This is a genomic window from Magnetospirillum sp. (assembly GCA_027532905.1).
In the GTDB taxonomy this organism is placed as follows: Bacteria; Pseudomonadota; Alphaproteobacteria; order CACIAM-22H2; family CACIAM-22H2; genus Tagaea.
The window spans coordinates 727,398-751,373 of record JAPZUA010000001.1 but is presented as its reverse complement, the minus strand read 5'-3'; the positions used below and the strand labels follow the sequence as shown (position 1 = coordinate 751,373).

21 protein-coding genes are annotated in these 23,976 nt (G+C 64.8%); 17 read left to right on the top strand and 4 right to left on the bottom strand.

Translation table 11 applies throughout. The features are described 5' to 3' along the window. Position 1 precedes the first annotated feature (1 nt). The gene (locus O9320_03585; GenBank protein ID MCZ8309910.1) at positions 2 to 370 is read right to left on the bottom strand and encodes a DUF805 domain-containing protein; all 369 of its coding nucleotides are present in this window, start codon (positions 368 to 370) and stop codon (positions 2 to 4) included. A gap of 249 nt (positions 371 to 619) precedes the next feature. Here O9320_03585 and O9320_03580 point away from each other — a divergent pair, with 249 nt between their 5' ends. The 5 genes from O9320_03580 (at position 620) to O9320_03560 (ending at position 8,707) form a co-directional block, all read left to right on the top strand. Next, the gene (locus tag O9320_03580) at positions 620 to 2,095 is read left to right on the top strand and encodes an NAD(P)-dependent oxidoreductase (protein MCZ8309909.1); all 1,476 of its coding nucleotides are present in this window, start codon (positions 620 to 622) and stop codon (positions 2,093 to 2,095) included. Between the two features lie 14 nt (positions 2,096 to 2,109). Continuing rightward, positions 2,110 to 6,666, top strand: a complete 4,557-nt coding sequence (gltB, locus tag O9320_03575) for a glutamate synthase large subunit (GenBank protein ID MCZ8309908.1) — start codon at positions 2,110 to 2,112, stop codon at positions 6,664 to 6,666. A gap of 92 nt (positions 6,667 to 6,758) precedes the next feature. Beyond that, a complete protein-coding gene (locus tag O9320_03570) occupies positions 6,759 to 7,409 on the top strand; it encodes a VTT domain-containing protein (protein MCZ8309907.1) in 651 nt (216 codons plus the stop codon). Further along, positions 7,406 to 7,999 (top strand): exopolysaccharide biosynthesis protein, encoded by a 594-nt coding sequence (locus tag O9320_03565; GenBank protein ID MCZ8309906.1) that lies wholly within the window; start codon positions 7,406 to 7,408, stop codon positions 7,997 to 7,999. The genes O9320_03570 and O9320_03565 overlap by 4 nt, the downstream gene beginning before the upstream one ends. Positions 8,000 to 8,038: 39 nt before the next feature. Beyond that, positions 8,039 to 8,707, top strand: coding sequence for a glutathione S-transferase family protein (locus O9320_03560; protein ID MCZ8309905.1), 669 nt, complete (start codon positions 8,039 to 8,041; stop codon positions 8,705 to 8,707). Here O9320_03560 and O9320_03555 read toward each other — a convergent pair. Continuing rightward, entirely contained in the window at positions 8,704 to 9,549 is an 846-nt protein-coding gene (locus O9320_03555; GenBank protein MCZ8309904.1) for a tetratricopeptide repeat protein, read from the bottom strand. The two genes, O9320_03560 and O9320_03555, sit on opposite strands and share 4 nt — an antisense overlap. A gap of 51 nt (positions 9,550 to 9,600) precedes the next feature. On the opposite strand from O9320_03555, the gene O9320_03550 reads away from it, so the two are divergent. Continuing rightward, positions 9,601 to 10,521 carry an SDR family oxidoreductase gene (locus tag O9320_03550; protein MCZ8309903.1) on the top strand — a complete coding sequence of 307 codons (921 nt, stop codon included), beginning with the start codon at positions 9,601 to 9,603 and terminating at the stop codon, positions 10,519 to 10,521. On the opposite strand, the gene O9320_03545 is transcribed toward O9320_03550, so the two are convergent. Together O9320_03545 and O9320_03540 are read right to left on the bottom strand one after the other, a co-directional pair. Next, positions 10,510 to 11,310: an alpha/beta fold hydrolase gene (locus O9320_03545; GenBank protein MCZ8309902.1), complete on the bottom strand. Its 801-nt coding sequence runs from the start codon at positions 11,308 to 11,310 to the stop codon at positions 10,510 to 10,512. The genes O9320_03550 and O9320_03545 overlap by 12 nt on opposite strands. Further along, a complete protein-coding gene (locus O9320_03540) occupies positions 11,301 to 12,089 on the bottom strand; it encodes an alpha/beta hydrolase (GenBank protein MCZ8309901.1) in 789 nt (262 codons plus the stop codon). Before O9320_03540 ends, O9320_03545 begins: the two co-directional genes overlap by 10 nt. On the opposite strand from O9320_03540, the gene O9320_03535 reads away from it, so the two are divergent. From O9320_03535 to O9320_03485, 11 genes are all read left to right on the top strand, one after another. Continuing rightward, a complete protein-coding gene (locus O9320_03535; protein ID MCZ8309900.1) occupies positions 12,088 to 13,323 on the top strand; it encodes a glycosyltransferase family 4 protein in 1,236 nt (411 codons plus the stop codon). The two genes, O9320_03540 and O9320_03535, sit on opposite strands and share 2 nt — an antisense overlap. Continuing rightward, positions 13,320 to 14,339, top strand: coding sequence for a glycosyltransferase family 9 protein (locus O9320_03530; protein ID MCZ8309899.1), 1,020 nt, complete (start codon positions 13,320 to 13,322; stop codon positions 14,337 to 14,339). Before O9320_03535 ends, O9320_03530 begins: the two co-directional genes overlap by 4 nt. A 106-nt stretch (positions 14,340 to 14,445) precedes the next feature. Further along, the gene (gene infC / locus O9320_03525) at positions 14,446 to 14,982 is read left to right on the top strand and encodes a translation initiation factor IF-3 (protein ID MCZ8309898.1); all 537 of its coding nucleotides are present in this window, start codon (positions 14,446 to 14,448) and stop codon (positions 14,980 to 14,982) included. Between the two features lie 174 nt (positions 14,983 to 15,156). Further along, positions 15,157 to 15,357, top strand: coding sequence for a 50S ribosomal protein L35 (gene rpmI / locus O9320_03520; GenBank protein MCZ8309897.1), 201 nt, complete (start codon positions 15,157 to 15,159; stop codon positions 15,355 to 15,357). Positions 15,358 to 15,386: 29 nt separating this feature from the next. Continuing rightward, positions 15,387 to 15,740, top strand: coding sequence for a 50S ribosomal protein L20 (rplT, locus tag O9320_03515; protein ID MCZ8309896.1), 354 nt, complete (start codon positions 15,387 to 15,389; stop codon positions 15,738 to 15,740). A gap of 79 nt (positions 15,741 to 15,819) precedes the next feature. Next, a complete protein-coding gene (pheS, locus tag O9320_03510) occupies positions 15,820 to 16,899 on the top strand; it encodes a phenylalanine--tRNA ligase subunit alpha (protein ID MCZ8309895.1) in 1,080 nt (359 codons plus the stop codon). Then, positions 16,896 to 19,295: a phenylalanine--tRNA ligase subunit beta gene (pheT, locus tag O9320_03505; protein MCZ8309894.1), complete on the top strand. Its 2,400-nt coding sequence runs from the start codon at positions 16,896 to 16,898 to the stop codon at positions 19,293 to 19,295. Before pheS ends, pheT begins: the two co-directional genes overlap by 4 nt. Positions 19,296 to 19,766: 471 nt before the next feature. Further along, positions 19,767 to 20,003 (top strand): hypothetical protein, encoded by a 237-nt coding sequence (locus O9320_03500; protein MCZ8309893.1) that lies wholly within the window; start codon positions 19,767 to 19,769, stop codon positions 20,001 to 20,003. Positions 20,004 to 20,021: 18 nt separating this feature from the next. After that, entirely contained in the window at positions 20,022 to 22,898 is a 2,877-nt protein-coding gene (gene ileS / locus O9320_03495) for an isoleucine--tRNA ligase (protein ID MCZ8309892.1), read from the top strand. Continuing rightward, the gene (lspA, locus tag O9320_03490; protein MCZ8309891.1) at positions 22,895 to 23,392 is read left to right on the top strand and encodes a signal peptidase II; all 498 of its coding nucleotides are present in this window, start codon (positions 22,895 to 22,897) and stop codon (positions 23,390 to 23,392) included. The genes ileS and lspA overlap by 4 nt, the downstream gene beginning before the upstream one ends. Beyond that, entirely contained in the window at positions 23,389 to 23,976 is a 588-nt protein-coding gene (locus tag O9320_03485; protein ID MCZ8309890.1) for a DUF3035 domain-containing protein, read from the top strand. The genes lspA and O9320_03485 overlap by 4 nt, the downstream gene beginning before the upstream one ends.

Sequence of the window (23,976 nt, the reverse complement as noted above, 5' to 3'; positions counted from 1 at the left end):
GTCAGGCGTCGGGCGGAAGGGCGGATTGGGCTGGCTGCAGCGGATCGTCGCCGAAGCGGTTTGCACCTTGCGTACCGCTTTTGACGAACCATACGATCAGTATGATCATGCCGACCAGCGGCACGAGCAAAAGCAGCAGCCACCAGCCGGACCGGTCGGTGTCGTGCAGGCGACGCACGCCGACCGCGAGGCTCGGCAGCAGCGTCACGAGGGAAAAGAAATTGCCGACCTGGTCGAGCCCGGCGGCCCCGAGCGCGATCGCAACGACGACCAGAAACAGCGTAAAATACCAATATTCGCTGCGTGGGGCGCGACCGGCGAACCCGACATATTTCGTGAAGCACGCCTTGATGGCCGTGACAAAATCCATTGCATCCCCGCAAAACTTTACGAAAGATGTATACGGAATTCCGGCCGACGCAGGAAATCGCAAATTCGATACCAAAAATGTACTAAATTTTTTACACTCTACAAGTAAATTCTCAATTCTGCCTCATTTTTCAACTTCTTCAAGAAAGTAGTTACCCTATACTGTCCTACTTTCTCTTTTTCGCTGTTCCTGCTGTTCAACTTAGCTTAGACCGTCGGTCCCTTTTTCATTTTCGTCAGGACCTTGCCCATGGCGACCACCGGCAAAATGCTGCACTTCGTCGATCGCGACCAGAAAATGCCGCAAAAGCGCGTTGCCGCCGAGCGCACGGCCGATTTCGACGAGATTTATGCCGAGTTCAGCAAGACCGAGGCCGAGGCGCAAGCCGGGCGCTGCTCGCAATGCGGCGTGCCGTTCTGCCAGATCCATTGCCCGGTCTCGAACAACATCCCGGACTGGCTGAAACTCACGGCGGAAAACCGGCTCGAAGAAGCCTACGAAATCAGCCAGGCGACCAACACGTTTCCGGAAATCTGCGGCCGCATTTGCCCGCAAGACCGCCTGTGCGAAGGCAATTGCGTGATCGAAAAGGGCTTCGATTCCGTCACGATCGGTTCGGTCGAAAAATACATCACCGACACCGCCTTCGAAAAAGGCTGGGTCAAGCCCATCGCGCCGCCGCAGGAACGCGCGCAATCGATCGGCATCATCGGTGCCGGTCCTGGTGGGCTCGCCGCGGCCGACGCGCTGCGCCGCAAGGGCTACCAGGTGCATGTCTACGACCGTTACGACCGTGCGGGCGGCCTCATGATCTACGGCATCCCGAATTTCAAACTCGAAAAAGAGGTCGTGCAGCGTCGCCAGAAGCTGTTCGAAGACAGTAACATCAAATTCCATCTCAATTTCGAAGTGGGTCGCGAAGCCACGCTCGACGAATTGCGCGCCAAGCACGATGCGATTTTGGTGGCCACGGGTGTCTACAAAGCGCGCGCGATCGAAGCGCCCGGTGTGGGCCTTGCCAACATCGTGCCCGCGATGACGTATCTCACGGCGTCGAACCGCAAGGGCCTCGGCGACGAGGTGCCGGATTTCGACGACGGCACGCTCGATGCGGCGGGCAAAAACGTCGTCGTGATCGGCGGCGGCGACACGGCGATGGATTGCGTGCGCACGGCGGTGCGCCAAGGGGCGAAGTCGGTCAAGTGCCTCTATCGCCGCGACAAGAAGAACATGCCGGGCTCGCAGCGCGAGGTCTACAACGCCGAAGAAGAGGGTGTGGAATTCGTGTGGCTCGCCGCCCCCGAAGCCTTCCTCGCCAAGTCGGGCAAGGCCAAAAAGAAGGCGGGCTCCGAAGCCGTCGGAGCCGTGCGCGCCTATCGCATGCGCCTTGGCATTGCCGATTCCACGGGACGCCAATTGCCGGAAAAGATCGAGGAGAGCAGCTTCGACCTGCCGTGCGATCTGGCGATCCAAGCGCTCGGCTTCGATCCCGAAGACGTGCCGACGATGTTCGGCGCCCCCGAACTTGCCGTCACGCGCTGGGGCACGTTGAAGGTCAACCACCGCACGATGATGACGGCGATCGACGGAGTGTTCGCGGCCGGCGACATCGTGCGCGGGGCTTCGCTCGTCGTGTGGGCCATCCGCGACGGCAAAGACGCCGCCGCTGCCATCCACAAATATCTCGCCGCCAAAGCCGCACCCGCTTCGGTCGCGGCAGAGTAGAGGGGAACTAGCCCATGACCGACAAACTCAACGACGGCGAGATTTTTGCGCGCGACTATCGCGCCAACGCGGCCAAGCTCGAAGCGGGCCACGCCTACGATCCGACCGACGAGCACGATGCGTGCGGCGTCGGGCTCGTGGTCGCCATCGACGGCAAGCCGCGCCGTTCGGTCGTCGAGGCGGGGATCGCCGCTCTCAAAGCCGTGTGGCACCGCGGGGCCGTGGATGCCGACGGCAAGACCGGCGACGGGGCGGGCATTCACATCGAAATCCCGCAGGACTTTTTCAAAGCCCACATCGAGCGCCAGGGCGTCACACCCTCGGCCGCGCGCGTCGCAGTCGGCCAGGTGTTTTTGCCGCGCAACGATCTCGACGGGCAGGAGCGCTGCCGCACGATCGTCGAAACCGAAATCCTCAAGATGGGCTACGCCGTCTACGGCTGGCGTCAGGTGCCGATCGACACATCGGTGTGCGGCGAGAAGGCCAACGCCACGCGCCCCGAGATCGAACAGATCATGGTCCACAACGTGCGCAACGCGCCCGACGACCAGTTCGAGCTCGATCTCTACGTGATCCGCCGCCGCATCGAGAAGCAAGCGCTCGCAGAGAACATCGTCGACATCTACATCTGCTCGCTGTCGTGCCGCTCGATCATCTACAAGGGCATGTTCCTCGCCGAAGCTCTTTCGGTCTTCTACCCCGATCTCACCGACGAGCGCTTCGTCTCGTCCTTCGCGATCTACCACCAGCGCTATTCGACCAACACGTTCCCGACGTGGCGCTTGGCGCAGCCCTTCCGCACGCTCGCGCACAACGGCGAGATCAACACCGTGCGCGGCAACGTCAACTGGATGAAGAGCCACGAGACGCGCATGGCGCATGACTCGCTCGGCGCCATGGTCGACGACCTGAAGCCCGTCGTTCAGCCGGGCTCGGATTCGGCACAGATGGACAATGTGTTCGAACTCCTCGTGCGCGGCGGGCGCGTGCTGCCGATGGTCAAGACGATGATGGTGCCGCAGGCCTGGTCCTACGCGGACAAGACGCCGCAGCACATCCGCAACATGTACGCCTACGCGAACTCGGTCATGGAGCCGTGGGACGGCCCGGCCGCCCTTGCCTGCACCGACGGCAAGTGGGTGCTGGCCGGCATGGACCGCAACGGTCTCAGGCCCTGCCGCTACACGATCACCGGCGACGGGCTGCTCGTCGTGGGTTCGGAAGCGGGCATGGTCAAGGTCGACGAACAGACGGTCGTCGAAAAAGGCCGCGTGGGCCCAGGCCAGATGATTGCGGTCAATTTGGCCGAAGGCAAATTCTACCGCGACGGCGAACTAAAGGAATGGCTTGCGCAATCGCGCCCCTTCGGCGACTGGACGCGCAACATCACGGTCATCGACCAGATCGTCAAGGAAGACGCCGAACCCAAGCAGGGGCTGTCGCGCGACGAATTGCGCCGCCGCATGCTCGCGGTCGGCTGGACGATCGAAGATCTCGAACTCATCCTGCATCCGATGGTCGAGGACGCCAAGGAAGCCGTGGGCTCGATGGGCGACGACACGCCCATCGCCGTGCTCTCGGACAAGTTCCGCGGCCTGCACCATTTCTTCCGCCAAAATTTCAGCCAGGTCACGAACCCGCCCATCGACTCGTTGCGCGAACGGCGCGTGATGACCTTGCGCACGCGCCTCGGCAATCTCGGCAACATTCTGGACGAAGACGAAAGCCAGTGCCGCCTGCTGCAGCTCGAAAGCCCGGTGCTGCTGAACGAAGAGTTCGACGCGATGCGCGCCTACATGGGTGCGACCGCCGTCGAGGTGGATTGCACGTTCGATCCGGCGGCCGGCGAATGGGCGTTGCGCGATGCGCTGAAGCGCGTGCAGCGCGAAGCCGAAGACGGCGTGCGCGGCGGGGCCGTGCATGTGGTGCTGTCGGACAAGAACCAGGGCCCGAACAAGGCGCCGATCCCGATGATCCTGGCGGCTGGCGGCGTGCACACGCATCTCGTGCGCCAGCAACTGCGCACCTTCACGTCGCTCAATGTGCGCACGGGCGAATGCCTCGATGTGCATTTCTTTGCCGTGCTCATCGGCGTCGGCGCCACCACCGTCAACGCGTATCTGGCGCAAGAAGCCATCGCCGACCGCCATCGTCGCGGTCTGTTCGAAGGCCTGAGCCTCAAAGACGCCGTCAACCGCTACCGCAAGGCGATCGACGAGGGTCTGCTCAAGACCATGTCGAAGATGGGCATTTCGATCGTGTCGTCCTATCGCGGCGGCTACAATTTCGAGACCGTGGGCCTGTCGCGCACGCTGATCTCGGAATTCTTCCCGGGCATGGCGAGCCGCATTTCCGGCATCGGCCTCAAGGGCATCCAGAAGAAGGCCGCCGAACTGCACGGCCGCGCATTCCGCGAAGACGTGATCGCCTTGCCGGTCGGCGGCTTCTATCGTTATCGCAAATCGGGCGAGGCGCATTTCTGGGAAGGCGAGCTTATCCACACGCTGCAGCGTGCGGTCGAACGCGATTCCTACGCGATCTACCGCGATTTCTCGGACGGATGCCGCAAGCTGCCGCCGATCAATCTGCGCGACCTGCTGGACTTCAAACCGGGTCGCAAGGCGATCCCGGTCGACGAAGTGGAAAGCATCACCGAGATCCGCAAGCGGCTGATTGCCCCCGGAATCTCGCTGGGCGCTTTGGGTCCCGAAGCGCACGAGACCCTGTCGATCGCGATGAACCGCATCGGCGCGAAGTCGGATTCGGGCGAGGGCGGCGAAGATCCCGCCCGCTACAAGCCGCGCCCGAACGGCGACAATCCGTCGTCGGCGATTAAGCAGGTTGCCTCGGGCCGCTTCGGCGTCACGGCCGAGTATCTCAACAATTGCCGCGAGCTCGAGATCAAGGTGGCGCAAGGAGCCAAGCCCGGCGAAGGCGGCCAGCTGCCGGGCTCGAAGGTGACGGATCTCATCGCGCGCCTGCGGCACTCCACGCCGGGCGTTACGCTGATCAGCCCGCCGCCGCACCACGACATCTATTCGATCGAGGATCTGGCCCAGCTCATCTACGACTTGAAGCAGATCAACCCCGAAGCCGCCGTGTGCGTGAAGCTCGTCGCACGTTCGGGCATCGGCACGATCGCGGCCGGTGTGGCCAAGGCCAAGGCCGATGCAATTCTGATTTCGGGCCATGTCGGCGGAACGGGTGCAAGCCCGCAATCCTCGATCAAATATGCGGGCCTGCCCTGGGAGATGGGGCTAAGCGAAACCAACCAGGTGCTAACGCTCAACCGCCTGCGCCATCGCGTGAAGCTGCGCGTAGACGGCGGCATTCGCACCGGGCGCGACGTCGTGATCGGCGCCATGCTGGGGGCCGACGAGTTCGGCATCGGCACGGCCTCGCTCGTCGCGATGGGCTGCATCATGGTGCGCCAGTGCCATTCCAACACCTGCCCCGTGGGCGTGTGCACGCAAGATCCGAAACTTCGCGCCAAGTTCGACGGCAGCCCCGAGAAGGTCGTCAATCTCTTCTCGTTTGTGGCCGAAGAAGTGCGCGAGATCCTGGCGTCGCTCGGCTTCAAGTCGCTGCGCGACGTGATCGGCCGTTCGGACCTGCTCACGCAGGTGCTGCGCGGCGACGAAAGCCTCGACGATCTCGATCTCAACCCGCTGCTCGTGCAGGCGGACCCGGGCGAATATCCGCGCTACTGCACGCTCGAGGGCCGCAACGAAGTGCCCGAAACGCTCGACGAGCAGATGATCGCGGACGCTGCCCCCGCCCTCGAAGGGGGCGAGAAGATGCAGCTCGAATACAATATCCGCAACGTCTACCGCGCCATCGGCACGAAGCTTTCGAGTAAGATCACGCGTAAATACGGCATGACGGGCTTGAAGCCGGGCCACATCACCGTGCGTCTGCGCGGCTCGGCCGGCCAGTCGCTCGGCGCATTCGCCGTGCAAGGCATGAAGCTCGAAGTGTTCGGCGACGCCAACGACTATGTCGGCAAGGGTCTGTCGGGCGGCACCATCGTGGTGCGCACGACGACGTCGTCGCCGCTCGTGTCGAACAAGAACACGATCATCGGCAACACGGTGCTCTACGGCGCCACGGCCGGGCGGCTCTTTGCCGCCGGCCAAGCCGCCGAACGCTTCGGCGTGCGAAATTCGGGTGCCGTCGCTGTCGTCGAAGGTTGCGGGTCGAACGGGCTCGAATACATGACCGGCGGAACGGTCGCGATCCTGGGTGCTGTCGGCGACAATTTTGCGGCCGGCATGACCGGCGGCATGGCGTTCGTCTACGACGCGGACGGTTCGTTCGCCGACCGTGTGAACGACGAAACCGTGATCGTGCAGAAGGTCGAAACCGCGCACTGGGAAGGCGTGCTCAAGGAGCTGATCGAAGAACATGCGCGCGAAACCCAGTCGCAGCATGCGCGCCAGATCCTGGCCGATTGGGACCGCGAGGTCGGCAAGTTCCGCCAGATCGTGCCCAAGGAAATGCTGGCGCGTCTTGCCCACCCCGTGCGCCGCGCCGACCAACGCCGCCCCGGCAAAGGCGTTGGGGCGGATTGAGCGACGGAAAATCGCGCAAGCGGCTTGTTTTTGAATCGGGGCAGCGGCGGCGCAAGTAGCGCCCGCCGCCGCTGCATTCTATACAGATCGCCATGACGCCGCGTTTTCCTTTGTGGGTTCGGCTTGTGCCGGTGCTGCTGATTGCAGTTGCCGCCGCGACAGCCATCGCCAATCGCGACGAAGTTTCGCCGGCATCCCTCGAAGCGGCGGTCGGGCTTGCAGGCGCTTGGATGGGGCCAGCGTTCGTGCTCGCCCATGCGGCGGGCATTCTTGTGGCCTTGCCGCGCTGGGCGTTTGCCATTGCCGCCGGGTTGCTGTTCGGCTTTCCCGAAGGCATTGCTTGGGCCGTGGCGGGCACGCTTGCGGGCACGTCGCTCGGCTTTTTCGTCGCACGCTTTGCCAATAGCGGGGCCTTGAGGCCGCACGAATGGGCGCGCGTGGGCTCTTGGATCGCACGCGCCGAAAAGAGCGGCTGGCGCGCCGTGGCACTCGCACGCTTGCTGCCCGTACCGGGTGCGCTCGTCACCTACGGCTTCGGGCTTTCGCGACTGCGCTATCTTTCGTTCCTGCTGGGTACGGCACTCGGCACGTTGCCGGTCGCGATCGTGTTTTCCAATCTCGGTGCCGCCGGTTGGACCGATCCGGAGGCGGCGAAAGAAACGCTTGTGCTGGCCGTCGCTGCGGCTTTGGTCTTCGTCGCGGCCACAGCACTCGCACCGCGCTTGCTGCGGGGCCGCGCGTGACCCAAGGGCTCGGTGCAGCCTTGCAAGCGGCGGTGGCGGGCGATCCGGCCGCCCGCATCACACTTGGCGAACTGGTCGAGGCGTTGCAGGCGCGCGGCTACGGGCTGCTGCTGTTCTTGTTCGCCGTCCCAAACCTCACGCCGGGGCCGAGCCTGCCCGGCTTCTCGACGATCTTCGCGGTTCCGCTCGCGCTTGTGGCGATCCAGATGGCGCTCGGCGTGGCCCATCCGCGCCTGCCGGGGTTTCTTGCAAGGCTGGGTATCTCGCGTGGCCGCGCCCAGCGCGTCGTGGCGGCCGCTGCCCCGTTGCTGGCGCGTGGCGAAAAACTGTTGCGCCCGCGGGGCGCTATGTTGACTGGCCCTGCGGCACGGCGCTGGATCGGCTTTGCCGCCCTGCTGCAAGCCGTGCTGCTGCTGATCCCTTTGCCGCTGCTGCCGCTGATCCCGTCGCTGGCGCTGGTCGTCCTCGCGCTCGGGCTTGCAGCGCACGACGGTGCTGCTGTCGGCATCGGGCTTGCCGCATGCGCGCTTGCGGCGATCTTGTTTGGACTTGCCTTGTTCTACGGGGCGGCGCTGCTGGGCCTCGCCTAAGGCCGACGCGTTCTGTAAACTGCGTCGTATCGATTCGCCATGCGCATCCTTCATCACCTTCCGCTCTCGCCCTTCTGCCGCAAAGTGCGCGTGGCGTTGGGCGAAAAGCGTCTTGAATTCGAGATGAAGGTCGAAAAAACCTGGGAGCGTGCGCCCGCTTTCCTCGCCCTCAATCCGGCCGGCACGGTGCCTGTGCTGGTCGACGAAGACGGCACGCTCGTGTGCCATTCGCAGGCGATCTGCGAACATCTCGAGCGCGAATATCCGGCCGTCAATCTGATCGGCGAAAATCCTGCCGAGCGTGCGGAAGTGCGCCGCCTCGTGGCGTGGTTCGACGAGAAGTTCGCGCGCGAAGTGACCGACAATCTCTATCGCGAGAAGCTCATCAAGCGCTTCTTGACGGCGGCTGAGCCCAACTCGTCGGCGATCCGGGCGGGCTACCAGAATATCCGCTACCATCTCGACTATATCGGCTGGTTGGCCGAACGCCGGAAGTTCCTCGCGGGCGAGCGCTACAGCTTGGCCGATATTGCGGCGGCATCCCACATCTCCACGCTCGACTATATGGGCGACGTGCCGTGGGACGTCTATCCGCGCGCGCACGAATGGTATGCGCGCATCAAAAGCCGCCCGGCCTTCCGGCCGCTTTTGGCCGACCATCTGCCGGGCTCGCCGCCGCCGGCCCACTACGCGGACTTGGATTTTTAGCGCACGCCGAGTTCCATGCGCTCGATCTGTTCGCGTGCGGCATCGGCGGCCGGGCTTTCGGGATCGAGCAGCAGCGTTTCGCGCCAATCCTGGCGCGCGCCGTTTTTGTCGCCCTTGTTGGCGCGCAAGATGCCGCGCTCGAGCCATGCTTCGGGCATGCGCGGGGCAAGCCGCACCGCGCGCTCGGCATCTTCGAGGGCAAGATCGAACGCATCGACCTTGCGATAGGCGGCCGCCCGGAACGCGAAGATGTCGCCGCGCCTGGGATCGAGATCGGCCGCCCGGTTGAGATCGTCGATCGCCTCCCAGTATTTGCGCGACGCGGCCAAGGCTTCGGCGCGGTCGATCCAGAAGGTCGCGACGTCCGGTGCCACGTCCACCGCCACGTTGAAGGCCGCGACCGCGCGCGTGGAATCGTCGGCGGCAAGCCACGCATGGCCCGCTTGGGCGGCGAGGCTTGCACGGATCAGCACGCGGCGGTCGCGATAGCGCCCGGCCATGTCTGTGAAAGCTTGGGCTGCCTGGCGATAGAGCCCGCTGTTGAACAGCGCCACGGCCGCGCAGTGCAGAGCAGGCTCGCCGCCGCCGCGCGTGCGCGCCCAGCCCATCGCGTCTTCGTACGCAAGCTCGGGCTCCCTGGCCGCACGCGCCAAGCAGTTCGCGTATTCGACGTCGGCCGAAGGGCCGAGATCGACGCGCGGCGGCAAAGGCCGCACCACGCCGGCCCCGCGCGGCGCACTATGTGCGGGGCTTTGCGTGCGCGGCGGCGTCGTCTGCTGGGCGAGGGCGAGCATCGGGGCTGCTGCGAGCAGCAAGGCGAGGGCGATGGCAAAACGTTTCATGGTGCAAAGGATGTAGCGCCGACCGCCGCGCAATGCCATAGAGTTGCGCGCATGAGCGCTTCTTCCTTTGCGACCGGTGCTTTGCAGCATCCGGCGCGCGGCAACCGGCTGTTCTGTTTCGGGCTCGGCTACAGTGCCATGGCGCTCGCACGCCGCCTCATCGGCAAACATTGGCGCGTGGCGGGCACCTGCCGCAGTGCGGCCAAGGCCGATGCATTGCGCGCAATCGGCATCGAACCGTTTTTGTTCGACCGCAACGCCCCCTTGGCCGATGCCGCCGCCGCCTTGGCGGGAACCACGCATCTTCTGTCGAGCGTGCCGCCCGATGCGGCCGGCGATCCGGTCATCGACCATCACGGCAACGATCTTGTGCGCCTCGAGGGCGTGAAATGGACGGGGTACCTCTCCACGACCGGCGTGTACGGCGATCGCGGTGGCGACTGGGTTACCGAGCGCGACGCGTTGCGCCCGATCGGCCCGCGCGGGCGTGCGCGCGTGGCGGCCGAAGAAGCGTGGCTGGGCCTCGGCCATGTCGGCCACAAGGTGCATGTGTTCAGGCTCGCGGGCATCTACGGCCCCGGCCGTTCGGCACTCGACACGCTGCGCGAGGGCCGCGCCAAGCGCGTCGTGAAGCAGGGCCAGATTTTCAGCCGCATTCATGTCGACGACATCGCAACCACCCTTGAAGCCTCGATCGCCAAGCCCGATGCGGAGGCTGTCTACAATGTCTGCGACGACGAACCCGCCCCGCCGCAAGACGTGATCGCCTATGCGGCCGCCTTGCTCGGCGTGCCCGCCCCGCCGGAAGTGCCGTACGAAGAAGCCGCCAAGAGCATGAGCGAAATGGCGCGCTCGTTTTATGCCGAGTCCAAACGCGTCTCGAACCGCCGCATCAAAGACGAACTCGGCGTGACGCTCGCCTATCCGGACTATCGGATCGGCCTCAAAGCGCTGCTGGCCTCAGGCGCTTAAGGATCTGAAAAACGCGGCTGTCGCTGGGGCTGCGACTTGCGGCAGGCCGCGATGGTCGGCGTCGGCTTCGAAAAACGCGTGGCGTGGATCGCGCGGCAAACGGTCGAAATAGAGGCTGCGGCTCGACGAATAGAGCACATCGCGCGTACCGATCGCCCACAGCACGGCGCAGGGCGCGCGTGCGATCTGCGCTTGCGGGTCCATCGCGCCGCCGGGATCGAAATAGCCGAGATAGTCGGCAGCACGCATGCGCACGCGCAGCGCTTCGCCCTGGTTGTTGTCGGCGAATTCTTCGACCGTTTCGCCTTTGCCTGTCGCAACGAGGCCGCGTGCGCGCAAGATCGCGTCGCGCACGGTTGCGTTGATCGGCCCGAGGCCTAACGCGTAGAACGTCGGCACATGGCCCGTGGCAAGCAGCGCCAAACCGTCGATGCCGCCGCGCGAAGTCGCGTAGCCGAGTGCTGCCGTCGCGCCGATCGAATGACCGGCGAGGAAGATCTTGGCGGCCCCTTCACGTTTGAAGCCCGCGATAAGGTCGGCGATCTCGCCGAATGCTTTGTCGGGCGGGCCGTCGAGATAGCGGCTGCGCGACCACGGCATTTCCGGCACGGCGACACGCAAGCCCGCCCGCTCGAGTGCGCTTGCCACGGCGCGCAGAGCCGGAAAATTCGGCGTGCCCTGTTTGCCGTGCAGCACCAGGGCAGCGGCCGGTGCCGTCTGCGCGTGCGCACGCGCAGCGATGCAGGCAAACCCGCCTGCGAGTACGCCGCGCCGCGCAATTAGGCGCACAGGCTGTCGAGCGTTTGTGTCAGCAGCAGAATATCGGCATCGCGCGACAGGCGGTGGTCGCCGTCTTTGACGAGCACGACTTGCGCGTCCGGCGTGGTCAGCGTCTCGGCGATTTTGAGGCTCCATTGCCACGGCACGTCTTTGTCCTGCATGCCCTGCAGGAGCCGCACGCGGCCTTCATAGGCAAGGGGGGCCCGCAGCAGCAGATGCTTGCGGCCGTCTTCGATGAGCTTGTGCGTGATCGTGTAGGGATGGTCGCCATATTCGCTGGCCTGCTCGATGACGCCGTCGCGTTCGAGCCGCGCGCGCAGTTCGGGCGGCATGCGATCCCACATGAGGTCTTCGGTGAAATCGGGGGCGGCGGCGATACCGACGAAGGCCGCCACGCGATCGGGGCGCGCTCGCGCCAGCAGCAGCCCCATCCAGCCGCCCATCGACGAGCCGACAACGATCTGCGGGCCGTCGGTGAGCGCATCGAACACGCCAAGCGTATCTTCGAACCATTGGCCGATCGTGCCGTCTTCGAAGCGCCCGTCGGAGCGTCCATGGCCGCGATAGTCGAAGCGCAGGCAGGCTTGGCCGCGCCGTTTTGCCCAGTCGGAGACGGCGGTTGCCTTGGCCCCTTCCATGTCCGATTTGAAGCCGGGGCAAAAGACCACGCCAGGGGACTTGCCCGCCAATCGGCGATAGGCGATACGGGGTGCTTCATTGCGCGCGGCCGCGAAAAACGCGACCGAGTCGCTGTCGGATGTCGGGGCGGGGGATCGATCGGGACTCATGGCGTCCATTCTGGGCGAAAACGGCGACGGGCACGATTTGCCCGACATCGCACACGACAGCGGCGGGTTGCCGCAGGCGGCGCGCGTGCCGACCATCATGCAGGTTTTGCCATCGCTCGTCACGGGCGGGGTCGAACGCGGCACGGTCGATATTGCTGCTTCCCTCGTCAAAGCGGGCTGGCGCGCGATCGTGGTCTCGCAAGGCGGGCCGATGGTGCGCGAGCTCGAGCGCGCGGGTGCGCAGCACATTACGCTGCCGGTCGCGTCCAAAAATCCATTCACGATGCGCGCGAATGTCGCACGCCTCGAGGCCGCGATCCGCGAAACCGGGGCCGATCTCGTGCATGCGCGCAGCCGCGCACCGGCGTGGTCGGCGCGGGCGGCCGCCAAGCGCGCGCGCGTACCCTTCGTGACGACGTTCCACGGCACCTACAATTTCGCAACGCCCTTCAAGCGCCTCTACAACGCGATCATGGCCAAGGGCGTGCGTGTGATCGCAATTTCGGATTTCATCGCGCGCCACGCGATCGAAAATTACGGCGTGTCGCCGGCCATCGTGCGCGTCGTGCATCGCGGCATCGATTTGGCCAAATTCGATCCCGCGCGCGTGTCGGTCGAGCGCCAAGTCAAACTTTCGCGCGATTGGCGCCTGCCCGACGGGCTGCCGGTCGTGATGCTGCCCGGCCGCCTCACGCGCTGGAAGGGCCAGACGCTGCTGATCGACGCGGTCGCCAAGCTCGGGCGGCGCGACATGGTCTTGCTGCTCGTCGGTGCGGACCAGGGGCGCACGTCGTATCGCGCCGAGCTCGAGCGGCGCGTGCGTGCGCGCGGCCTGGAGGGCATCGTGCGCGTGGTCGACCATTGCGCCGACATGCCGGCCGCTTACATGCTGGCCGACGTGGTCGTGTCGGCCTCGACCGATCCAGAAGCTTTCGGCCGCGTGGTGGCCGAGGCCCAGGCGATGGGCCGCCCAGTCGTCGCCCCCGCGCATGGGGCCGCACCCGAAATCCTGATCGAGGGCAAGACCGGCTGGACTTTTGCGCCCGGCAAGGTCGATGCCCTTGCCGATGCGCTGGCCTTGGCACTCAATTTGCCTCCCCAAACGCGCCAGACTCTGGCACAAACCGCGATTGCGCATGTGCGCGCCAATTTCACCAAAGAACGCATGTCCAAAGCCACGCTCGACGTCTACGAAGAAGTGCTGCGCGAAGCTCAGCCCGAGGTCTGGACTTGACCGAAGCGGAAGCATCGAAGCCCAAAATTCTGGCAATCAAGCTCGGTGCGCTGGGCGACGTGGTGCAAGCGCTGGGGCCGCTTGCGGCCATCCGCAAGTTCCACGCGGACGCGCATATCGTTGCGATGACCAGCGCGCCGTTCGCGTCGTTCCTGCGCCAAAGCCCGTACGTCGACGAGGTCTGGATCGATCCGCGGCCGCACAAACTCAATCTGTTCGGCCTCTTGTCGCTGCGCGCAAAATTGCGGCGTGCGGATTTCGCGCGCATCTACGATCTGCAGACTTCGGCGCGTTCGAACTTCTATTTCAGCCTGATGGGGCCGGGCAAACGGCCGGACTGGTCGGGCATCGCGCCGGGCTGTTCGTTGCCGCACGCCAACCCCAAGCGCGATGCGATGCACACGATCGACCGCCAGCGCGACCAACTCGCCATGGCCGGCATATCGGAAGTGCCGCCGCCCAATCTCGATTGGGCCACGGCCGAACTCGAGCGCTTCAAATTGCCGGATCCTTACGTGCTGCTCGTTCCCGGCGGCTCGGCCGGTCGGCCGCTCAAGCGCTGGCCGATCGCAAAATATGCGGCACTTGCGACCGAATTGCTGGCGCATGGGGCGGTTCCGGTCGTGGTCGGCGGCGCGGCCGAAAAATCTTTGGGGGCGACCATCCGGGCGGCAGCACCCCGCACGCGCGATCTCACGGGCCAGACGGATTTTGCCGAAATCGTGGCGCTTGCGCGCGAGGCAAGTGCCGCGATCGGCAACGATACCGGGCCTATGCATTTGATTGCCGCTGCAAATTGCCCGTCGATCGTGCTGTTCAGCGCGGAGTCGGACCCGGCTTTGTGCGCACCGCGCGGCTCGGAAGTGGCCATATTGCGGCGGACCAGCCTCGTCGGGCTCGGCATCGACGAGGTCATGCGACTGCTGTTCGTGCGCGAATCCGCGAAGCACGGCACGCTTCCGCCGTCGGGGACCAAATCCGGGGTGCCGGCCAGGGTGCGTGCGGGCGGACCTTGACTTAAGGGCCACGATCCGTAAATTCGGCCATCGATTACCCCACCGGACCGACCGGACCGCTTTTGCGAGGCGCGTATCCGGGGTTCCGTAACAGAAGAGAACGCCCATCGCCCGACCTTCCCAGGATGCCCCGCCGGCCAAAGACGGCCCGCGGATCAACGACCAGATCGAATCGCCGGACCTGCGCCTGATCGGTGCGGAAGGCGAAATGCTCGGTGTGGTCAACGTCTTCGACGCGCTTCAATTGGGCTGGGATGCCGGCCTCGACGTTGTCGAGGTGAGCCCCAACGCCGAGCCGCCCGTCGCCAAACTGCTCGATTTCGGCAAATTCAAATACGAGCAGCAGAAAAAAGCCAACGAAGCGCGCAAGAAGCAGAAGGTCATCGAGATCAAAGAGATCAAGATGCGCCCCGGCATCGACGACCACGACTACGACGTCAAGAAGCGCGCCATGGTCCGCTTCCTCGACGAAGGCGACAAGGTCAAGGTCACGTTGCGCTTCCGCGGCCGCGAAATGGTGCACCAGGAACTCGGGCACCAGCTGCTCGAACGCCTGCGCGAAGACCTCACGCTTCTGGCCAAGGTCGAATCGCATCCGCGCATGGAAGGCCGCCAAATGACGATGGTCGTCGCCCCGAAGTAACGGCGCGGTTTAGGCCTTCCTTCCTCGGTTTTGCCCGGCTTGCCAAGCCGGGCGGCCCCTTGTATAACGCGCGTCCTTAAATCCGCAGCGGCCACGGCGCGGAGAGAAGACGGCTTGCCGTCGATGCACTCCAACAGGGCATGCCCAACCGCTGGAATATGGAAGGAGATCAAAATGCCCAAGATGAAGACCAAGTCGGCCGCCAAGAAGCGGTTCAAAGTCACGGCCAGCGGCAAGGTTCTCGCCGCCGTGGGCGCCAAGCGCCACAATCTGCGCAAACGCCCCCAGAAGATGAAGCGGACCTCGCGCGGCACGTTCGTGCTGACGCATGGCGAAGAAGTGCGCGTGAAGCGCTTCTTCCTGCCCTACGCTTGATCCGGCGCTAGAGAAAGAAGGAGCGAACCATGGCTCGTGTAAAACGCGGCGTCACCGCGCGTGCTCGCCACAAGAAAGTCATCGATCAAGCGGCCGGTTTTGTCGGCCGCAACGGCAACACCTTCCGCGCCGCTCTCGAGCGTCTCGAGAAGGGGCTGCAATACGCCTATCGCGACCGCCGCAACAAGAAGCGCGAATTCCGCGGCTTGTGGATCCAGCGCATTAACGCCGGTGCGCGCGAGCACGGTCTCACCTATTCGACGCTGATCGCCGGCCTCAAGAAGGCCGAAGTCGAAATCGACCGCAAGGTTCTGGCGAACATCGCCATGACCGATCCGGCCGGTTTTGGCGCCTTGGTTGAAAAGGCCAAGGCCGCCCTCTAAGCGATCGTTTCGACCCGAAGAGGGGGTCTGGCCGAACCGGGCCAGGCCCCCTTTTTTCGTTTGCACATCAGGACGCGCCATGACGGACACCGCCGCACTTGAAAGCGAATTCGCCGCCCGCATCGAAGCTGCCGCCGATCTCGAAGCGCTCGAAGCCTTGCGCATCGACATTCTGGGCAAGAAGGGCCGCATCACCGAGCTCATGAAAACGCTCGGCACGCTGGCCCCCGATCTGCGCAAGGCGCAAGGTGCCGCGTACAACGTTCTCAAAGACGCGGTCGAAACGAAGCTTGGCCAGCGCCGCCAAGCGCTCGGCGATGCGGCACTTGCGGCTCGCCTCGCGGCCGAGACGATCGACGTGACCTTGCCCGCCCGGCCGGTGCCGGAGGGCCGCATCCATCCGATCAGCCAGACGATCGACGAGCTTGTGTCGATCTTCGGCGAGATGGGTTTTGCCGTGGCCGAAGGCCCGGACATCGAGAGCGACGACTACAATTTCACGCGCCTCAATATTCCGCCCGAGCATCCGGCCCGCCAGAGCCACGACACGTTCTATCTCGTCGGCAAGGACGGGGCGCAGTACGGCAACGTTCTGCGCACGCATACGAGCCCCGTACAGGTGCGCACGATGCTGGGCCAGAAGCCGCCGATCCGCATCGTGGCACCGGGGCGCACCTATCGGTCCGATTCGGATGCGACGCACTCGCCGAACTTCCACCAGATCGAAGGTCTTGTGATCGACAAGACCTCGAACATGAGCCATCTCAAAGGCTGCCTCGTCGAATTCGTGCGCGCGTTTTTCGAGATCCCCGATCTGCGCTACCGCTTCCGGCCGAGCTACTTTCCATTCACCGAACCCTCGGCCGAAATGGACATCGCCTGCACGCGCGGCAACGGCGAATTGAAACTCGGTGTGGGCGACGATTGGCTTGAGATTCTCGGCTGCGGCATGGTCAACCCGAAGGTGCTCGCCATGTGCGGCATCGATCCGGCCGAGTATCAGGGCTTTGCCTTCGGCATGGGAATCGAGCGCGTGGCGATGCTCAAATACGGCATCCCGGATTTGCGCACCTTCTACGAAGCCGACCTGCGCTGGCTCAAACATTACGGCTTCCTCGCCGTCGACGTTCCCACCCTTTCCGGCGGACTTGCGCGATGAAATTCACGCTCTCCTGGCTCAAAACCCATCTCGACACGACGGCCTCGCTCAAGGAAATCGCGGACAAGCTCACCGCCATCGGCCTCGAGCTCGAAGGCATCGCCGACCGCGGTGCGGCGTTGGCGCCGTTCAAAGTGGCCTACGTCGTCGAAGCCAAACCGCATCCCGACGCGGATCGTTTGCGCGTCTGCCAGGTCGATACGGGCGCCGGCATCGTGCAGGTCGTGTGCGGCGCACCCAATGCGCGCACCGGCATGAAGGGCGTGTTCGCCCCCGCAGGCTCCACCGTGCCGGGCACGGGCTTGCTCTTGAAGGCGGGCCAAATTCGCGGCCAAGCATCGAACGGCATGCTCGTATCGATGCGCGAAATGGGTTTGGGCGAAGACCATGACGGCATCATCGAAATGCCGGCGGACGCGCCCGTCGGCGTGCCGTTCGCAAGCCTGCTCGGCTTCGACGATCCGGTCATCGAAATCGCGATCACGCCGAACCACGCCGACAGTCTCGGCGTGCGCGGCATTGCGCGCGATCTCGCCGCCGCCGGTCTCGGCACGCTGAAGCCGATGCCGATCGCACCCGTTGCAAGCACCTACAAAAGCCCGGCCGGCGTGACGCTCGCGCTCAATGAACCAGGCCATTGCCCGTTCTTCGTGGGTCGCCATTTCCGCGGCCTCAAGAACGGCCCGTCGCCCAAATGGCTCGCCGACCGGCTGCTCGCCGTGGGCTTGCGCCCGATCTCGACACTCGTCGATATCACGAACTTCTTCACGCTCGACGTGAACCGACCCTTGCACGTGTTCGACGCGGGCAAGCTCAAAGGCGGGCTCACGCTCGTCGCCGCCAAAGGCGGCGAGACCATCGCCGCCCTCAACGGCAAGAGCTACACGATGGCGGGCGGCGAGACGCTGATCTGCGACGAAAGCGGTCCCGTTTCGCTCGGTGGTCTCATGGGCGGTTCGAGGACGGGCTGCGACGCGGGCACGACCGAGATGTTCCTCGAGATCGCGCTGTTCGATCCGATCCGCGTCGCCATGACCGGGCGCCATCACCAAATCCAGTCCGACGCGCGCTACCGTTTCGAGCGCGGCCTCGATCCCGCCTACGTGATGGACGGCATGGAAGCCGCCACGCGCATGGTGCTCGATCTCTGCGGCGGCGAAGCCTCCGAACCGGTGGTTGCGGGTGCGGTTCCGGCCTGGGCGCGGCGCTATAGCTTGCGCGCCGGGCGCGTTGCCAGCCTCGGCGGCCTCGACGTGCCGCAGGCACGCCAAGCGGAGATCCTCACGCGTCTCGGCTTCGACGTGCGCCAAGCAGGCGCCGATCTCGACGTCGCCCCGCCGGGCTGGCGTGCGGACGTGCATGGCGAGGCCGATCTCGTCGAAGAGGTGCTGCGCATCGAAGGCTACGATGCGATCCCGGCCAACAAATTGCCGCGCGACGGTGCGATGCCGCCTCTGGCGCTCAGCGCCGGCCAGCGCCGCGTGCGCGATGCCAAGCGCGTGCTGGCAGGCTTGGGCCTCACCGAGGCGGTCACGTTCTCGTTCATGCACGCCACCCAAGCCGCGTTTTTCGGCGGCACAAATCCGGCGTTGGCCTTGGCCAATCCGATAAGCGCCGATCTCGATTACATGCGCCCCTCGATCGTGCCCAATCTTGCCAATGCGGCAAAGCGCAACGCCGATCGCGGTTGGCCGGATGCGGCCTTGTTCGAAGTCGGCCCGATCTTCCTGGGTCCCGGCGAAACTGAACAGCGCATGGTTGCAACTTCTGTGCGCGGCGGCCAGATGCTAGGTCGCCATTGGGGCCAAACGGCGCGTGCCGTCGATGCGCTCGACGCCAAAGCCGATGCGCTTGCGCTGTTGGCCCAGCTCGGCCTGTCGGTCGAGAACGTTGCGGTCGCGCGCGAGGCGCCGGGCTGGTACCACCCCGGCCGTTCGGGTGTGCTGAAGCTCGGCCCCAAAACCGTGCTGGCCCAGTTTGGCGAGCTGCATCCGCAAGCGCTCAAGGCGCTCGACATCGATTTCCCGATCGTCGCCTGCGAAGTGTTCTTGGACGCGTTGCCCGCACCCAAAGCCAAAGCCGGGCGCCAGCGTGCACCCTTGAAGCTCGCAGCCCTGCAGCCCGTCGAGCGCGACTTCGCGTTTGTCGTGGACGAGAGCGTTGCGGCCGATGCGATCCTGCGCGCTGTGCGCGGGGCGGACAAAGCGCTCGTCGCCGGGGCAAGCGTGTTCGACGTCTATCGCGGCAAGGGCATCGATGCCGGCAAGAAGTCGGTCGCGATCGCCGTGCGCTACCAGCCGGTCGAACGCACGTTGGTCGAAGCCGATCTCGAAGCGCTCGCTGCCAAAATCATCGCTGCTGTCGCCAAAGCGACGGGTGCGAGCCTGCGCGGCTGATTCCAGAACTTCGTCGAGATGTAGGAGCCAACCCGCCCTGTCGGTCAGGAACGAACCGACAGGGCGGGGGCCCGTCGCGGTGCCGGGGGCCGGAACGCCTGGGCGCTTCGCCACGCCCGTTTTTCGGGGGGAAGGAAGCCCGGCCATCAGCCGCCCGTCGCGGGGCTGTCGCTGCCGGAGGATGGCGACGCGACAGATAAGAACATATATAAAACATATAACATATATGGTCAATAATCTTATATAGAATAATATATGTCTATTGGCCATTTGTTGACGCCCAAAGCTGGCGCTCTATAGTGCGCGCCATGTTGTGCGCAAATCCCGCAGCGCGCCGCTCGGCGCGAATTAACCGCCCGGTTCTCGACGAGAACCGGGTCGCGTTCGTTCGCCCTCAGCCGTGCCAGCCGGAGTTTTGCGCCAATGTCCAATCCTGCCCCTGAAGATTCCCTCGTCTCGTATCGATTCGCTATGACCGCCACCCGCGAGATCGGCATGGCCGCCCGCGTGCTGGCGCAGTTCGACAAGCGCGGTCTCGCCGCCAGCCTGTTCACCGCGCGCGAGTCCGGCGACAGCCTTGCGATCGAGGTTGCTTGCGCCGGGCTCGATGCCGTCACAGCCGAGCATATTGCCTGGACGTGCCGCGGATTCGTCGGCATGCAGCATGTCGAACTCGTCTTCCATCAGAACGCCGCGCGCGCGGCTTGAACCTTCGGAACCCTGTCGATGTCCGCTCCGCAAAATCCCGCTTCTGATTTCAAAGCGACCGTCTTCCTGCCGCAGACCGCGTTTCCGATGCGCGGCGATCTGCCCAAGCGCGAGCCCGATACGCTCGCCGCGTGGGAAACGGGCGACCTCTATCGCCAGCTGCGCAAGGCTGCGAAGGGCCGCGAGAAATTCGTGTTGCATGACGGCCCGCCCTACGCCAACGGGCATCTGCATATCGGCCACGCGCTCAACAAAATCCTCAAAGACGTGGTCGTGCGCACGCAGCAAATGTCGGGCAAAGACGCCGACTACGTGCCGGGTTGGGACTGCCACGGCCTGCCGATCGAATGGAAGATCGAAGAAGAGTACCGCGCCAAGGGCAAAGACAAAGACGCGGTCGACATCGTCGAGTTCCGCCGCGAATGCCGCGACTTTGCCGCCAAATGGATCGAAATCCAGAAGGCGGAATTCAAACGCCTCGGCATTGCGGGCGACTGGGCCAATCCTTATTCGACCATGTCCTACAAGGCCGAAGCGCAGATCGCGCGCGAGATCGCCAAATTCGCAATGAATGGCGGGCTGTTTCGCGGCTCGAAGCCCGTGATGTGGTCGGTCGTCGAGAAGACGGCGTTGGCCGAAGCCGAGATCGAGTACCACGAACATAAATCGGCAACGATCCATCTGGCGTTCCCGATCGTGGCCCCGAAGAACCCGCGCCATGCCGGTGCGTCGATCGTGATCTGGACGACCACGCCCTGGACGATCCCCGGTAACCGCGCGATCGCGGCGGGCGCCGAGATCGAGTACGACCTCGTCACCGTCAAATCCGTGCATGCGGATTCGAAGGTGAAAGTGGGCGCGCGCTATCTCGTGGCCAAAGCGCTGGCAACCGAGTTCGTCGAAGCCGCTAAAATCGCCGAGATCGACGTGTCACTCGACGACCGCGCCACGGGTGCCGAACTCGCCGGTACCGTCTGCGCGCATCCGTTGCGCGGGATCGAAGGCGGCGAGGGTTACTACGATTTCGACGTGCGCGTTTTCACGGGCGATTTCGTGACGACCGAGGCCGGGACGGGCTTCGTGCATATTGCCCCCGGCCACGGCGAGGACGATTACGAGCTCGGCCTCAAGAACGGCGTGGAAGTGCCCCAGACCGTTTCGGCCGACGGCAGCTACTATCCCCACGTGGCCCTGTTCGCGGGCAAGCGCGTGTTCACGCAACACGGCAAATCGGGCGACGCCAACAAGAGCGTGATCGCCGTTCTCGAAGCCACGGGCAATCTCGTGGCGACGGGCACCTTGCTGCATTCCTATCCGCATTCTTGGCGCTCGAAAGCGCCCTTGCTGTTCCGCAACACGCCGCAATGGTTCATCTCGATGGCGGCCAACGATCTGCGCGCCAAAGCGCTTGCGGCCATCGAAGCCACGCGCTGGGTCCCGGCATCCGGCAAGAACCGCATCAAGGCAATGATCGAGCAGCGCCCGGATTGGTGCATTTCGCGCCAGCGCGCCTGGGGTGTGCCCATTGCCGTGTTCGTCGACAAAAAATCGGGCCAATTGCTGCGCGACGAAGTGGTGTTCAAACGCATCGCCGACGCGTTCGAAGCCGAAGGGGCGGATGCGTGGTACGCCTCGCCGCCGTCGCGCTTTCTGGGTCCGGCTTACGATTCCGACGCGTACGAGCAGATCCGCGACGTTGTCGATGTCTGGTTCGACAGCGGCTCGAGCCATGCCTACACGCTGGAACCGCCCGCATCCGAAACCGGCTGGGATCTCAAATGGCCGGCCTCGCTCTATCTCGAAGGCTCGGACCAGCATCGCGGCTGGTTCCATTCCTCGCTGCTCGAAGCCTGCGGCACGCGCGGGCGTGCACCCTACGAGGCCGTGCTCACGCACGGTTTCGTGCTCGACGAGCAGGGCCGCAAAATGTCGAAGTCGCTCGGCAACGTCACGGCCCCGCAGCAGGTCATCGAACAGTACGGGGCGGACATTCTGCGCCTGTGGGTCGTCGCGTCCGACTATTCGGAAGATCTGCGCATCGGCCCTGAAATCCTGAAGCAGCAGGCCGAAACCTACCGGCGCCTGCGCAACACGCTGCGCTATCTGATGGGCGCTCTCGACGGCTACGATGCGGACGCCGAGGCCGTCGCGCCCGCCGACATGCCCGAGCTCGAGCGCTATGTGCTGCACCGCGTTGCAAGCCTCGATGCGCTGTTGGCCGAAGCGGTGGCGGGATTCGGCTTCACCGCGTTCTACGTCGAGCTCCACAATTTTTGTGCAGTCGATCTGTCGGCTTTCTATTTCGACATCCGCAAGGACGCGCTCTATTGCGACGCGAAGAATTCTTTGCGCCGCCGTGCGGCACGCACGCTGATGGCGATCCTGTTCGACCGGCTCGCGACTTGGCTTGCACCCGTGCTTGTGTTCACGGCCGAGGAAGCCTGGCGCATGCGCCATGGCGAGGCGGCGGGTTCGGTACATCTGCAGGCTTTCGCCAAGCAAGATCCAGCGTGGATCGATGCGGGCCTGGCCGAGAAGTGGGCGAAGCTGCGCGATCTGCGTCGCACGGTCACGGGGGCCCTTGAAGTCGCGCGCGCGCAGAAGAAAATCGGCTCGTCGCTGCAGGCCGCCCCGGTCGTGCATGTGGGCGATGCGGCCGTGGTGCAGGAGCTTTCGGCCGATGCGTGGAACGAATTGTTCATCGTTTCGGGCCATCGTTTCGCGGCCGATGCGGCCCCAGCCGATGCGTTCATGCTGCCCGACCGGCCCGGTGTGGCGGTCGTCGTCGCAACCGCCGACGGCCAGAAATGCGAGCGCTGCTGGAAAGTGCTGGCGGAGGTCGGTACCAAGCGTGCGGGCCTGTGCGTGCGCTGCGCCGATGCGGTGGCCGCATGACCCAGCAAGCACGGCTCAAGCGCGGGCTCATTGTGGCCGGCATCGTTCTGGTGCTCGACCAGGCGGTCAAATACGCGATGCTGCAATATCTGATCTACGGCTTCCGGCCGTCGGTCGAGGTGCTGCCGTTTTTCAATCTCGTCGTCGTGTGGAACTACGGCATCAGCTTCGGCATGTTCAACACGGGCTCGTCGGCCTCGGCCTATCTGTTTGCAGGCCTAGCACTTGCGATCGTGGCAGGCTTGCTGTGGTGGCTGCGCAATGCCGAGAACGGCACGGTCGTGCTGGCGCTGGGGCTCGTCACCGGCGGGGCGATCGGCAATGTCGTCGACCGATTCCGCTTCGGCGCCGTGTTCGACTTCTTCGATTTCCACCTGTTTGGGTATCACTGGCCCGCTTTCAACATCGCCGATGCGGGAATTACTATCGGCGTTGCTTGCCTGTTCTATGACGCTTTCTTTGGGCGTCAAAATGTACTAGACTCTAAGTCATGAATCATCATCGTTCGAAATCGCGACTCGCAACCACGAGCGTGCTGCTGGTCGCCGCCCTGGGCTTGGGCGCTTGCGCCGACACGCGCAAAGCCATCGGTTGGGACAAAGCCACGCCCGACGAGTTCCGCGTCGTCACGCGTGCCCCGTTGACGCTGCCGCCCGATTTCGGCCTGCGTCCGCCGGCGCCGGGTGCGGCACGCCCGCAGGAACAGTCGCCGCAGGACGCGGCCCGCGCCGCCATCTTCGGGCCCGAGCGCGGCACCGCGACGTCGGCGTCCACCGCCAATTCGGCGCTCAGCGCCAGCGAGCAAGCGTTGCTGAACCGCACCGGCGGCGACCGCGCCGAGGCTTCCATCCGCGAGACGATCGAGCGCGAAGCCCAGAGCCTTGCCGAGGCCGACCAGACCTTCGTCGATCGTCTCGTCTTCTGGCAGACGACGCCTTCGGCCTCCAGTGCCACCGTCGATCCGGCGCGCGAGGCTCAGCGCCTGCGCGAGGCGCAAGCCACGGGCCGCAGCGCCAACGACGGCGACGTCGCGACCATCCGTGCCCGCAAGCGCGGCTGGCTCGAAGGGATCTTCTAA